Source organism: Nostoc sp. NOS(2021) (assembly GCF_017115025.1).
Taxonomy (GTDB): Bacteria; Cyanobacteriota; Cyanobacteriia; order Cyanobacteriales; family Nostocaceae; genus Nostoc.
Genome location: NZ_JABXKM010000325.1, coordinates 1 through 13,831, shown reverse-complemented (window position 1 = coordinate 13,831; position 13,831 = coordinate 1). Strand labels below are relative to the sequence as shown.

The 13,831-nt window shown below is 42.6% G+C and carries 14 protein-coding genes, 1 tRNA gene and 1 pseudogene; 8 read left to right on the top strand and 8 right to left on the bottom strand.

Annotated features, from left to right (window positions below):
- Nucleotides 1-59: 59 nt before the first annotated feature.
- The gene (locus tag HWQ41_RS31550) at nt 60-311 is read right to left on the bottom strand and encodes a DUF433 domain-containing protein (RefSeq protein WP_194144152.1); all 252 of its coding nucleotides are present in this window, start codon (nt 309-311) and stop codon (nt 60-62) included.
- A 265-nt stretch (nt 312-576) separates the two neighbouring features.
- Here HWQ41_RS31550 and HWQ41_RS31545 point away from each other — a divergent pair, with 265 nt between their 5' ends.
- The 7 genes and pseudogenes from HWQ41_RS31545 to HWQ41_RS31515 all read left to right on the top strand — a co-directional run.
- A complete protein-coding gene (locus HWQ41_RS31545; protein WP_292771752.1) occupies nt 577-1,440 on the top strand; it encodes a transcriptional regulator in 864 nt (287 codons plus the stop codon).
- Between the two features lie 155 nt (nt 1,441-1,595).
- Nucleotides 1,596-2,834, top strand: a complete 1,239-nt coding sequence (locus HWQ41_RS31540; protein ID WP_292771750.1) for an acetate kinase — start codon at nt 1,596-1,598, stop codon at nt 2,832-2,834.
- 245 nt (nt 2,835-3,079) lie between these two features.
- Complete coding sequence (locus HWQ41_RS31535) at nt 3,080-3,865, top strand: hypothetical protein (protein ID WP_292771748.1); 786 nt, start codon at nt 3,080-3,082, stop codon at nt 3,863-3,865.
- Between the two features lie 37 nt (nt 3,866-3,902).
- The gene (locus HWQ41_RS31530; RefSeq protein ID WP_292771746.1) at nt 3,903-4,322 is read left to right on the top strand and encodes a GNAT family N-acetyltransferase; all 420 of its coding nucleotides are present in this window, start codon (nt 3,903-3,905) and stop codon (nt 4,320-4,322) included.
- 11 nt (nt 4,323-4,333) lie between these two features.
- Nucleotides 4,334-5,134, top strand: a complete 801-nt coding sequence (locus HWQ41_RS31525; protein WP_292771744.1) for an aminotransferase class IV — start codon at nt 4,334-4,336, stop codon at nt 5,132-5,134.
- 137 nt (nt 5,135-5,271) lie between these two features.
- A complete protein-coding gene (ftsH3, locus tag HWQ41_RS31520; RefSeq protein WP_292771742.1) occupies nt 5,272-7,113 on the top strand; it encodes an ATP-dependent zinc metalloprotease FtsH3 in 1,842 nt (613 codons plus the stop codon).
- Nucleotides 7,114-7,485: 372 nt separating this feature from the next.
- Nucleotides 7,486-7,704, top strand: a pseudogene (locus HWQ41_RS31515) (hypothetical protein); the annotation flags it as partial.
- Nucleotides 7,705-7,875: 171 nt separating this feature from the next.
- Here HWQ41_RS31515 and HWQ41_RS31510 read toward each other — a convergent pair.
- Nucleotides 7,876-8,094, bottom strand: coding sequence for a hypothetical protein (locus HWQ41_RS31510; protein WP_292771740.1), 219 nt, complete (start codon nt 8,092-8,094; stop codon nt 7,876-7,878).
- A 663-nt stretch (nt 8,095-8,757) separates the two neighbouring features.
- Between HWQ41_RS31510 and HWQ41_RS31505 the strand changes: the two genes are divergently transcribed.
- Nucleotides 8,758-9,153, top strand: coding sequence for a transposase (locus tag HWQ41_RS31505; RefSeq protein WP_292771738.1), 396 nt, complete (start codon nt 8,758-8,760; stop codon nt 9,151-9,153).
- 175 nt (nt 9,154-9,328) lie between these two features.
- Here HWQ41_RS31505 and HWQ41_RS31500 read toward each other — a convergent pair whose 3' ends face one another.
- From HWQ41_RS31500 to ispE, 6 genes are all read right to left on the bottom strand, one after another.
- Nucleotides 9,329-9,643 (bottom strand): hypothetical protein, encoded by a 315-nt coding sequence (locus tag HWQ41_RS31500; RefSeq protein ID WP_292771737.1) that lies wholly within the window; start codon nt 9,641-9,643, stop codon nt 9,329-9,331.
- Nucleotides 9,644-10,185: 542 nt separating this feature from the next.
- The gene (locus HWQ41_RS31495) at nt 10,186-10,380 is read right to left on the bottom strand and encodes a hypothetical protein (protein WP_292771736.1); all 195 of its coding nucleotides are present in this window, start codon (nt 10,378-10,380) and stop codon (nt 10,186-10,188) included.
- 773 nt (nt 10,381-11,153) lie between these two features.
- Nucleotides 11,154-11,225: transfer RNA gene (locus HWQ41_RS31490), tRNA-Gly, on the bottom strand.
- Nucleotides 11,226-11,397: 172 nt separating this feature from the next.
- Nucleotides 11,398-12,003: a GerMN domain-containing protein gene (locus HWQ41_RS31485; protein ID WP_292771734.1), complete on the bottom strand. Its 606-nt coding sequence runs from the start codon at nt 12,001-12,003 to the stop codon at nt 11,398-11,400.
- Between the two features lie 272 nt (nt 12,004-12,275).
- On the bottom strand, nt 12,276-12,605 hold the full coding sequence (locus tag HWQ41_RS31480; protein ID WP_292771732.1) for a DUF3082 domain-containing protein: 330 nt from the start codon (nt 12,603-12,605) through the stop codon (nt 12,276-12,278).
- A 163-nt stretch (nt 12,606-12,768) separates the two neighbouring features.
- Nucleotides 12,769-13,722: a 4-(cytidine 5'-diphospho)-2-C-methyl-D-erythritol kinase gene (ispE, locus tag HWQ41_RS31475; protein ID WP_292771795.1), complete on the bottom strand. Its 954-nt coding sequence runs from the start codon at nt 13,720-13,722 to the stop codon at nt 12,769-12,771.
- Between the last annotated feature and the right edge of the window lie 109 nt (nt 13,723-13,831).

Sequence of the window (13,831 nt, the reverse complement as noted above, 5' to 3'; positions counted from 1 at the left end):
AACTTTTATGCAAAAAGAATGACAGACTTAGTCTCACCAAGTGGTCACTAGTAGTATTTTCACCTTGGGGACTCTATGAATAAAGGTTCAACTCGTTCATGACCAACTAACCTTCGTGCATAGACTAAACAGGCTTGTACATCTTCCCGTTCTAACCAGGGATAAGCTTCTAGCAAAGTTTCAATAGTATCTCCTACTGCTAACATTCCTAAAATATGTTCAACAGCTAGACGACGACCTCGAATGATCGGTTTACCGCCAAAGATTTGGGGGTTAAATGTGATTCTTTCTAGTAATGTTTGTTCGTTCATGGTTTATACGATGACCTCTAATACAAGGTTTACTGAAACAAATATTGGAGTCAAGGGAAATTCTGGACAGCAAATAATCATTGGTCATGGTCGTTGACCTCACTAGCTGCTTTTTCAGGAAATGGGAGTAGTACTAACTACCCCCGATAGGTGAGAAATACGAGTAACATTGTGTTTTTTGGTATTGAAATTATTGATTAACTTGGTATACATATAAAATAACTTTAAATACCATTCATGTCAATAGTGTAATTACAATTGAGCAATGCCGAGAAAAAAAGAAACGATTACACTGTCAATTCCGCCAGGAACTAAGGAACAACTAGAAGCGATCGCTCGCCGCCTCAATATCACTTGGGGCAAAGAACCCAGTATTTCGGGGTTAATAGTGGCGATCGCCCAACAATCTCTAGAGGTCGGAAAGCCCTTCATACTTGACTCAAACCAAGTTAATGCCTTACAGCAAGCAATAAAAGCCCTGAGTGATGCAGGTCAGATAGGGCAAGCTCAAACTATACTTACACTTTTGTTAGAGCGAGGAAATTTGGATGCAGCAATCCGCCAATCTTTACTCAAGCAAGCAAGTAAACTCGTACAAGCATGGCGAAGTCAAATAGATGAATATAGGCAAAATAAACAGCCTTTTTACCTGCTTTATGAAAATTCTCAAGGGCAAGAACTACAGTATACGGTACGTTATGCAGAACCACGCTTCTTTGAAAAACGCTTTTATTTAATGATTTGGTGTGAAGAGACAGAGGATGTAGAAAATTTCATTCCTGATTTACCAGAACTTTGGCACAACCGCAATTTAATCTTTGATAAAATCTGCTCAATTGTTCCTGCAAGCGGCGAATGGCGAGAAGGATTAGACTATCTAAAAGTATACTTACACTTTCGAGGTTGGATGGTAAAGTCTTATCAACGTAGGCAAGATGACTTAGAAGACGAAATGATTGGGGATGTGCGTCAAGTGGTGCGGCAGGTTGTCAACGAGTTTTGGCTGATTCGAGAAGTTGCACATTACTGGGAAGATTGCGTGATTGTATCACCTGCGAGTCTGCGCGATCGCCTAAAAGAAAAACTCTTTACCTTATGCCAGTTGTATGATGTCAATACTAAGAGTTAAATATTATGAGGAGTCAGCAACCCCGCACGCTCTGTGACGGGGCTTCCAGCCCTACCGCTATTTTCTTATGAGCCTGTATATTATACCCATAGGCTAGAAGCATGGGGCTAGATTTAGTGAGATGATCGCAGGAGGTGATGTTTTTATGTTGTTATATGAAGATATTGGTGCTGAATGCCGGATCGAGCAGCCAAAAGAGTTGTCTGTATGAGATTGCAGATGAGGCTCTACCCACCGAAGCACCCCAACCCCTTTGGGAAGGGAAAATCAATTGGACTCAAGATCGGGGTGCGGCAGAAATTGAGGTAAAAACCGCTACGGGTGCAACGCTGCAAGAATCAATCTCTGCTAATTCTCCACAGGCACACCTCACCTATATGCTCCATACACTTAGTGATGGTGCTACCAAGGTAATTGATCAGTTATCAGAAATCGATGTGGTAGGGCATCGGATAGTACATGGTGGACAGGATTATCGAGATAGTGTGGTAATTACGGAGGATGTCAAAAAGGCGATCGCTCGTCTGTCTAACCTTGCTCCAGAACATAATCCAGCCGCTTTATCAGGCATAGAAGCAATTGAAAAAATCTTAAAAGATGTCACTCAAATAGCAGTCTTTGATACCGGATTTCATGCCACCCTACCCGATGCAGCAGCAATCTATCCCGGCCCTTATGAGTGGGTGGAAGAAGGAATCCGTCGCTATGGGTTTCATGGTATCAGTCACCAATACTGTTCTGGTCGTGCTGCCCAAATTCTCGGTCGAGATGTTGCGTCTGAGCGGTTAATTACCTGTCATCTGGGCAATGGTTGCTCTTTAGCAGCGATTAAAAACGGTCGCAGTATTGATACCACGATGGGATTCACGCCTGTAGAAGGATTGATGATGGGCAGTCGTTCTGGTTCAGTTGATCCGGGGATTCTGATTTATCTGTTGCGATACTGCAATTACTCGGTCGAAAGGTTAGATTATGTATTAAATAAAGCTTCTGGGTTAGAGGGAATTTCGGGTGTATCTAGCGATATGCGTCAGGTGAAAGAAGCGATGTCTACGACGGGCTACGCCTACGCTCAAGGTAATTCCCGCGCTCAACTGGCGTGGGATATCTACGTACATCGCCTCCGTTCTGCGATCGGCGCAATGCTTACCAGTTTGGGCGGATTAGATGCTTTGGTATTCACAGCAGGCGTGGGTGAACACTCTCCAGAAATTCGCCAAGCCGCCTGTGAAGCCTTTGGATTTATCGGACTGAAAATAGACCTTGAGAAAAATCAACAGCAGCCTGTTGATCAGGATATTGCTACACCCGATTCAGCAGTACGGGTATTAGTTATTCATACTCAAGAAGATTGGGCGATCGCTCAACAGTGTTGGCAACTTTTGAAACACTAAAAATAGGATTTACGCACTTACCTGAAAAATTTATTTTTGAATTGTTAAATACTCATAATCACAGGAACCGAGGGATGATCCGTTTCCCAACTCGCGGCCCTATAAAACTGTATAGACGATACTAAATTGTTTAACAAGCCTCTAGCTTGGTTTTGAATATCTTCATGTTACCATGTGACTGAGTAATTTTACATAAAGTATATTATATACAAGAAGTTGGTTTTACCTGGGAAGACAAGAAAAATATGTTGTTGTCGCATAAAGCTATTGCTACACCTTTTATAATTTGTGTGTGTATTTTAGGAGTTGGCTTGATTCAATTCCCCGAATTGCAAAAATTGATAAAAAGCAAACAATCTGCCTCTTTAGAAAGTCTAGAAAAAGAAATAAAATCTGAAAAGCTCCGTCTGAATTTTCTCCAAAAAATGCCTAGTTTTGGTTATGATAACTTCATCGCAGATTTGGTATATCTCAATTTTTTACAATATTTTGGAGATGATGAGGTTCGGGATAAAACAGGTTATAGTTTAAGTCCAGAATATTTTGAAGTAATTATAGAACGTGACCCGCGATTTTTAGCAGTGTATCGGAGTCTTTCTATCAGTACTTCATTGTATGCTGCCATGCCAGAACGCGCGATCGCATTGTCAGAGAAAGGCTTAAAATCACTATCTCCCTCAGTTCCCGAAAAGTCTTATTACGTGTGGCGTTATAAAGGAATTGATGAGTTATTATTTTTAGGCAATGCTCAAGCTGCCCAAAAATCTTTTGCAACGGCGGCAAACTGGGCTAGTAAGTTTTCAGATGCTGAGAGTCAGCTTATAGCTAATACTTCCCAAAGAACTGCTGAATTTCTGAGTCGAAATCCTAACAGTAAATATGCTCAAATTTCTACCTGGGCAATGGTTTTAAATAATCAAGTTGATGAGAGAACTCGGAAACGAGCAATTAGGCAAATCGAAGCTTTGGGAGGAAAAGTAATTACAACTCCTGAAGGTACTCAGAAAATTATATTTCCCCCAAAGGATTAAAATAATTCGTAATTCGTAATTTTCAGGAGCAATACTAGTGTCAATACAATTAGGAGAATCTGACTTTCAAATATTAAAGTGTTTTCCTGTTATGTCGCAGTTGCGCCCTCACCAAGAGCCGGCTAAATTTGTACAACAAGTTCGATATCAAATGAAAGAAGGATATCAACTTGTATTCTTGGAAGTAGAAGAGCAAGCTGTGGCAGTGGCTGGATTTCGCCTTTCTACGTGTTTAGCATCAGGAAAGTTGTTATATATTGATGACTTAGTTGTTGATGAATTGAAGCGGTCGCATGGCTATGGTGAACAGTTATTTCAGTGGCTAATTGAATATGCAAGAAATCATGAATGTGAACACCTGAGTCTTGATTCTGGTGTTCAGCGATTTGCCGCTCACAGGTTTTATCTCATGCAGCGCATGAGCATTACAAGTCATCACTTTTCAATAGAGTTGTAGCGACAAACAAAATGAGTGTGAAAAATCACATTTTTTGGTATGACGGCAAATTAATTCACTCCCAAACTTTAGAGTTAGACATTAACGATCCGGGGTTACTTTATGGAGCGACTGTTTTTACAACGCTGCGGGTTTATGAGAACTCCCTCGATAGTAGTTTAACCAATTGGCTCTCACACTGCGATCGCCTACTTTTCTCAGTACAAACTTTTGGTTGGCAGCAACCCGATTGGAATCGTCTGCGTCAAGGTGTCGAAATTCTTCTCCCACACTTCCCCGTTCTCAGAATTACCCTTTTTCCTGATGGCCGCGAGTGGATAACTGGCAGATTATTACCACAAAATTTGACAGAAAAACAAAAAACTGGTATTATATGCGCCGTTGCTAGTACTGAATTTTATCGCTCTCTTCCCTCTCATAAAACCGGAAACTATTTGAGTGCTTGGTTGGCAAGAACTAGCTTAGATGTTGAAGAAGCAATATTAGTCGATGCTCAAGGAAATTGGCTAGAAACCAGCACAGGCAACCTTTGGGGATGGTGCGATCGCAGTTGGTGGACGCCGCCAAAGAAGACAGGAATTTTACCGGGAATTTTGCGAGCGCAACTTGTAAACTGGTTGCAAAACCACCAGCAGCCTGTGCGGGAAGAAACTTGGAGCGTCGAGTTAGTCCAGAGATTTGAAGCGATCGCTTACACTAATAGTGTGGTAGAAATTATTCCGATTCATACCGTTCATCACCCCACAGGGTCGCTACAATATAATCCCTACCATCCTAGTTTTCAGCAAATCAGGGAGCTTTTTCTAGCATGAAAGCTACGCCAGTTTGTTACACTTAAGATAAGTTAACATAATTCTTAATAATGACCTCTCCGAACAGAGACGCTAGGCGATGGCGCAAAGCGCCCGCCCAGAGCTAACGCGCGAAAAATACAGGAGGATAGACCTTAGTGAATAAAAGATGGAGAAATGCGGGGCTGTACGCGCTGCTGTTTATTGTCGTTATTGCGCTGGGAACAGCATTTTTTGACAAACAACCCCAGAGCAGAGAGATATGGCGATACAGTCGCTTTATTCAAGAAGTTCAACAAGGCAGAGTAGAAAAAGTCAGTTTGAGTGCAGATCGCTCCACAGCACTGGTTACACCCAAATATGACCCAAATAAACGGATTGTGACCTTAGTCAACGATCCAGACCTGATCAATACTCTGACTTCAAAAGGCGTTGATATTTCTGTTTTGCCCCAAACCGACGAAGGATTTTGGTTTAAGGCACTGAGCAGCTTATTTTTTCCTGTATTGCTTTTGGTTGGCTTATTCTTCTTGCTACGTCGCGCTCAAAGTGGCCCAGGTAGCCAAGCGATGAACTTTGGCAAATCCAAAGCCAGAGTCCAAATGGAACCACAAACCCAGGTGACATTTGGCGATGTCGCTGGTATTGACCAAGCCAAGTTGGAATTAAACGAAGTCGTAGACTTTCTGAAAAACGCCGATCGCTTTACCGCCGTTGGTGCAAAAATTCCTAAAGGTGTGCTGTTAGTTGGCCCTCCTGGTACAGGTAAAACTCTCCTAGCTCGTGCTGTAGCTGGTGAAGCAGGTGTACCCTTCTTCTCGATCTCCGGTTCGGAATTTGTGGAAATGTTCGTCGGTGTGGGTGCATCCCGCGTCCGCGATTTGTTTGAACAAGCTAAGACCAATGCTCCTTGTATCGTCTTCATCGATGAAATTGACGCCGTAGGTCGTCAACGGGGTGCAGGTTTAGGTGGTGGTAACGATGAGCGGGAACAAACCCTCAACCAGTTGCTCACAGAAATGGACGGCTTTGAAGGCAACACAGGCATCATCATTATTGCCGCCACCAACCGTCCTGATGTCCTAGATGCAGCACTGTTGCGTCCTGGTCGCTTTGACCGTCAAGTTGTGGTAGACCGTCCCGATTATGCCGGACGCAGCGAAATTCTCAAGGTACACGCCCGTGGCAAAACCTTGGCGAAAGATGTGGACTTGGATAAAATCGCCCGTCGTACCCCTGGATTTACTGGCGCAGATTTATCCAACCTGTTGAATGAAGCCGCAATTCTGGCAGCACGCCGGAATTTGACTGAAATTTCGATGGATGAAATCAACGACGCGATCGATCGCGTATTAGCTGGCCCAGAGAAGAAAGACCGGGTAATGAGCGAAAAGCGCAAAACCTTGGTAGCATATCACGAAGCTGGTCACGCCTTGGTTGGTGCTTTAATGCCAGACTACGATCCTGTGCAAAAGATTAGCATCATTCCTCGCGGTCGCGCAGGTGGTTTAACTTGGTTTACCCCCAGCGAAGACCGGATGGATACTGGTTTGTATAGCCGCGCTTATCTGGAAAATCAGATGGCTGTGGCTTTGGGTGGTCGGATTGCTGAAGAATTAATCTTTGGTGAAGAAGAAGTTACCACTGGTGCTTCTAACGACTTACAACAGGTAGCCCGTGTTGCCCGTCAGATGATCACCAGATTTGGCATGAGCGATCGCTTAGGCCCAGTCGCCCTTGGTCGTCAACAAGGTAACATGTTCCTTGGACGGGATATCATGTCAGAGCGTGATTTCTCTGAAGAAACCGCCGCGGCCATTGATGAAGAAGTCCGTAAACTTGTGGATGTAGCCTATACACGCGCTAAAGAAGTGTTGGTGCGTAACCGCCACATTTTGGATCAGATAGCGCAAATGTTGGTTGATAAAGAAACGGTAGACGCTGAAGAGTTGCAAGAAATTCTGTCGAATAATGATGTGACAACTGCTGCGTTTGCCTAATTAATCAGTAGTTAGGAGTTAGGAGTTAAGAGCAATTCCTAACTTCTAACTTTTAAAATTCGGGGTAATTCTGGGATTTTCCAGAGTTATAGCAGTTGCCAGGTAGCGGTTGACATCAGCTAATCAGAAAACACTGACACCAAGAGACTTTCAACCCTGCTAAGAGTTCCCTATTAAGAGTTCCCTGCTATACCCCAATTTTTTTTAATTCCTTGTCAAAAGCCCGGCCATGAAGACCGGGCTTTTAATCCGAAATGGGGTTATATTCCCCGAAGTTTAGTTATAGAGTTTCAGTATAAATCGGTAGTCTGATAGAGACTACCATCTGAGCATAACCAATTCCGGAAAATTAGAAAAATTTTTGTAGATACAGTCAATAACGAGTATCAATTGCTGTCAGAAAATCCTGTTTGGCTACCAGAGGTAGGTTTGGGAATTGGCATAGAACGAGGAACATATTACGGTATCACGCGAGAGTGGCTGTACTGGTGTAACGAGCAAAAACGACGTTTACTAACGCCGGAAGAACGTGCCCAAATGCTGGCACAAAGGTTGCGCGAACTCGGTATAGATCCTGATTCTCTGCCGTGAAAACTAGAAATCAGGGTAATTCGGAGATTTTACGAATTACCCTGATTGCGATCAATGCAAAAGAATCTATGCATTCTGTGGCGCACCCCTTATGGCGATCAAATACATAACTTTCTGAATCTTTATAAGACTAGCGTCAAGAGTGACTCGATACTCAACCAGTCGCCGATCTTAAAGTCTGGATGTCGGTTTCAAAAATAGCCACGCCACAAAGAAAGTAGCCGCTGTGAATAGTTGCGTCAAATCCAAAGCAGATAGATAGCCATCCGCAAATGAAGCAATACTGCGATCGGTAATGCCAAATACCCAGGATGACAGTCCAAACAGCCAAATCCCATTCTTGAGATTTCCGACGAATTCCTTAGAGTCTGACGGTTCTTGGTCTTTCATGATCTACTGTTCCGTTGGTGAAGAATTTGGTGATTGATGCGAAATACCTGCCATTAAGAATTTTTTCGGACTCCTGACGCTGAATTTACACTTGCTATTAATAATATTAATAAATATTTCAGCTACTTGACTTAACCAACCAAAGGTACATCTCCTAATCTTGACATTCCTCTTTTGGTTCTGTCACCTCTAATAGACAGCAAGGCGTTGAGTTATAAGCATTACAGCGTCGGGTTTGAATGCTGAGATGACATTATCTTTAAATAACTATATAAATATTTATTTATGTAGGCAGAAAATACTCCATAGGATAGATGCGTTTCAGAAAATGACTCACATTTATAATACCTTCGCCATTTTACGAGGGTGAGTTGATGACGCTTTCACTATTAACTCGCTATTCTCGCTCGGTTTGGCAAAAACAATAAGTCCTAAAAATTCCTTTAAGGTTGACCACAAGGTTTTTTTAACGTATTGCCCACAGTATAAAGGTTCTGGCAGTCTCAGCCACCTTGTACGCTAAATGCTTATGTATGGGGAATTTTGCCAGTTTTTGCCAAAATTGTTGTAGGCTCTTATTTTGGCAAAGGTATTGACACACCAAGGATTTAACTTTTCGATGAACCTATCCCACTAATATCGAAATGTGGTAATTTACTTCTCATGTTGAGAAGGGTGTATCTGTTTATAGCTGGGCGTTTTGAAGGATTGAGTGACCTGGAATGGAAACTATTTGAGGATATATTTCCTGAAGAACCGTCCAAACGTGGAAAAGGTATGCCTCATGCACCATATCGTTATGTATTAAATAGTTGGTTGCACATCCTGCTTACAGGATGTCGATGGTGTGATTTACCACATGGGGATACATGGGCATCAAAAAGTTCATCCCATCGATGGTTAAAGCGATGGCGTTTTGATGGAACATTTGAATATATACAAGGGCGTGTATTAGCGATGCCTGCGGCGGGCTACGCCTACGCTAATAAGAAGGGGCTTATAAACTGGGACTTTGGGGCTGTTGACGGCTCTTTTTCCCCCTGGAAAGGGAGGAGGTGAAGAAGTTGCATACGGAGGCAAAGGGAAAGGTGTTCTTATTCACACGCTTACCGAAGGTGGTGGAATGCCCTTGGCTAATTGCACTACCCCAGCCAACGGTAACGAGAGAGAACAAGTAATACCTCTACTCGATAAAGTTAAACTTAAAACATTAAAACGTGGCATACCACGTAAGCTAATTAAAGTACTGGCTGTTCAAAAAGTTAATGTAGCGGAAAACTGCGATCGCAGAGGTCGCCCAGTTGTGATTCACCAGGTCGGGGATGGCTGTAACAAGCGTCAATGCAATGACAAGCATTGGTGCGATCATGAGAAAATTCCGTTGCCAAGCAGGTTTATCGCGCAGTCTGGCTTGGTTCCGTAGTACGGCTTGACGCCGAAATGGAAAGGTACTGAGGACAGAGGCAAGGTATAACATTCCAGCATTAACTAGCAGGGTTGTTTTAAAGTTTGGAGTGATGTCAGGATGCCCAAGTGCGATCGCAGGCAAACTCCCGCTGCTAGATACAGAAAAGTAAACAGGGTAAATTGTCTCATTAGTTTCTCCTTGTGCTTTGTAAGGAGGGCAGACTCCAGGGCAAACGCATCTAAATTATACTTGCTCATAACCAAGGTTAAGAATCAACGAAAAAATCAGCATTTACTGTTTGATTTATTTTCTAAGCCTCAAGGCGATCTCTAAAATCTTTTTCAATAAGCAGAGATTAATGAGATGATTTTGGAGTTTATTGATAATGAAACAACCTTATTGACATGATACGGTCGCCCTGGTGGGAAGATAGCTTGTAAATTCTGTCAATAAAAGTTTCTGACTATTGAAATAAGCTAGGACTAGCCCTTTCAAGGTGAGCAGATGTACTATCACGGTTTTTACGGCATTTTAGCCATCGGCTGGAATTGAATAAAAAATCTATCCTTTAAACCCCAGATTTTTGGACTGTAAATTAAGCGTAAGCGATCGCCAAAATCCCAGAATCGGCTGAAAAACATGATTTTCTCATAGTACAAAGGTTCACCTTGAAAGGGCTGGTCCTATAAGCAATCAACCCACTCAGTACAAAAATCAATATAAGTACTGACCAAACGAGATAGCTGCTTAGAGGATGGATACAGCAGATTTAGTTGTTGAGTGGGTAAGGAATAATCTTCGAGTAATGTCTTCAAGCGTCCACTAGCTAGCGACCAACTGCTACCCAACATTGTTGCTGACACAGTGTTAGCAGACAAAGGCTATGATGCAGATGAGCGACGAAAGAGAGCAGCTTCAGGCACAGGTTCAGTCTTGCTGGAGGTCGAAGGCAGTCGAGCTTACGGAACCCACCCTTACTCATAGTGGGATTGAAGTAAGGACGCTTTATACCTCGCGCTGCGCGTCTCGGTATAATTCTTTTTTTAAACGTGGCTCTAGACAGACGCTTTTTCCTCACGTCTGTTCAGTTTTAATTGATATTCCTAACCTCCAGCATAGCTGCCTCCTAACTCCTGCCTTCCTTGTAAAACCGCAGTGATTCCCCCCAAGCGTAACCGTAATAATCCTCGTGACTACGACCAGGATTTATACAAAGCCCGTCAACGCAAGTGAAAACTTTTTTGCCAAACTCAAGCAGTACCGAGCGATGCCGTTCGCGGAGCGTCTCGTAGAGAAGGCGGGCTACGCCGAAGCAACGCGCTCTTGATTTACGTGCTGCAAACTTTCTAGGTGCAATTTATCTGGCTGCTTCTGTCATTTGGCTCAATTGATGACACGCCCTAGTTGAAACGAAATTTTTACTATGCAAGGTTTCAAAATTTAGAGGTGGGTTGAAAGGAATCTCACTTTCCCAATTTTTATTCTTGTACAGGCTAAATCAAAGTTTGGGTTGATCATTTGAGGTTCAGCATAGAATAAAGGGAAGTTAGTTGTTCAATAGGACATTAATCTGTTAACAGTGACAAATAATTAGTTAAAAGTGACATTAATCTGTTAACAGTGACAAATAATTAGTTAATGTACATTTTAAAGCGGGCGATGGGACTCGAACCCACGACGATCACCTTGGGAAAGTGAGATTCTACCACTGAATTACACCCGCGAATTGCTACCAAAAACTTATGGCTAAAATGAAGAATACCACTATTTACAGCTGTTTTCAATTGACTACAATATACACTGTTTTGGCAACTGCTGATGCATGAGTCCTGTCGCTGTTCAGATTGGGAAATCTTTTTTAGCTAGCTGATCACGGCACTTACTACCATATTTAACTAAAGAACAATGTCCTCACCTCGCTCGGTGAAGCGAACCTCTTTAATATTCCATTGAGCATTACTCGTTAGGGTTTTGCGGAGACTGCCAAACAGAGCAAACTGTTCACAACTAGAAAGAGAAGCTATTTGCCGCTTTGAATCAGGAGATATTCGCAAATCAACTGTAGCAATGCCATTTTTGATGTTGACACGATACCCAGACAAGCTAAAGTCGCTTGTATCTCGTTTTTCTAAAATTTTACTCACTACATTTGTCACTGGTTCCTCGGCTGGTACTAAAAGCTTTTCTGGAATGAGTTCTTGACACTGTGTATCACTTGTGTATAGTGTGACGCTGGTAGTTTTGCTTGTGACAGCTTTAGGAATTGATGAGGAAGGCGTATTTTCCTTAGGAGATTCTTGATTAGGAGATTTTTCTCTCAACTGAGCGACGCTAGGAATTTGGCTGGAAGTCTGAGACGATACGCTATTCGTCGGTGTTGTGGTAGGGGATGGCGTTCCGCTGTCAATATTACGAGCGGTGGGCTTAGAACTACAACTGCTGAGGCTGACAATCATTGTCACAAAAATAAGCGGTAAGAAATATCTCTGGGTTGTAATCATAATTATTGCTGATAAGTGATGTTGCTGCTATCAACTTCAGTGCCTCTGGTATCAATTCCGCATAGATTTGTGAATCTTCAGCCAGTCTATAAAGTGTCAACCTGAAATCTGTTAAAGTTCAGGGTTATACTATGCCACGGGCTTTCTCCCAAAACTTGGAGAAAACAGCAACAACTTCTTCAGCCTTCCAGAAGCGCGAAGCTACAATTCATCAAAAATTGTGATTCGTTAGAAAAACTTGTGCCTTTAGGTTGCTGATTAAAAGTAAATTACTAGTTTTCACTACTTTTTGGCTTGGTCAATTGCTGCACTAATAATTGCACTCCCAAAGCCAACAAACCAATTGCCACTATACCAAATATCCCGCTTCCTAAAGCAACGACACCAACAACCAGAGTGCGGACAGCAGAAGATATCTTCACCACCAATGGATTAATTGAATGGATAGGTTTAGTAGCAAAATTTGTAGCGATCGCAATCATCAGCGAATACACTGCAAATGCCATTCCTCCGGAAATTACCGCCCCAGTTAAACAGCGTAACGGACTCGTTGGAATCTGTTCTTTAGCATCTGTTTGTGGTGTTATATTTTGGTCATTCATAACATTTTAGATTTTAGATTTTGGATTGGAGCATTAGGAATAATTCTTGTTCTTAGCTAATCGTCATTCCAATTACATCTTTGCGTCTTTCTAGCGATTTGAACTATGCAACTTCAAAGCTCATCAGCTTATTACCTATGCTCCATTAACGATAAAGATTTATTTAAACTGAAGATGCCACCTGAATACCATGTGTAATTGTCCGAGTCACAAACAATTCTAAGTCTTCATCAAGAATTGCTTCTCTCACTTGCAGCTTAACTTGTTCTGCCTGCTGTTGAGACTCAAAAAGAGCAAATACTGTTGGCCCAGAACCAGACATCATTGTTCCTAAAACACCTTCTTGATTTGCAAACACTTCTCGTAGTTGCAAGACTTGGGGATACGCTAGCAATACCACGCGCTCTAAATCATTGTGCAGTTTTCGGGCAATTTCTCCCGTATCTTTATCCAGGATAGCTTTTACTATTGCTCCTGAATGAACTGCATTAGCACGTGCTGCCAAGTTCTCGCTATCTCTAATATAAGAATTACCAAACTGCTGTCGATAGGTTTTGTATGCCCAATAGGTGGAAACTTCCAGGCTGCGGTATTTTGCCAACACTATATATATAGTATCTAAACTGGGCAGGGGAGAAAGTTGCTCACCTCTACTTGTTGCGATCGCAGTTCCACCCGCTACACAAAATGGTACATCTGAACCGAGTGTGCCTCCCAACTCCTCTAATTCTGACTGAGTTAATCCCAATTTCCACAGTAAATCTATCCCCACTAACACAGCTGCTGCATTCGTCGAACCTCCAGCCAACCCAGCAGCTACAGGGATCTGCTTGTTGATGGTAATCTCCACACCCCCATATTTAGCAAAGGCTTCGGGGAATTGCTTCGCCATTAATTCTGCTGCTCGGTATGCCAGATTACTTTTATCTGTCGGTACTTGTGGGTGGTTGCAGTGAACGCGAATACTGTCAGTTCTGATGGAACACACATCAATTTTGTCTGCAAGACCAATACTTTGAAGTATCATGGCTAACTCATGATAGCCATCAGAGCGATCGCCAATGATTTCTAGATACAAGTTGATTTTGGCAGGGGCAATTAGGCTGTAGGAACGCATTTTCTGGGAGTGGGGAGTAAGGAATAACGGGCAATGGGGAGTGAAGAATGGGGAGTGGGGAATGGGGGATGAGGGAGATGAATTAATAACCAATGCCCAATGCACAATT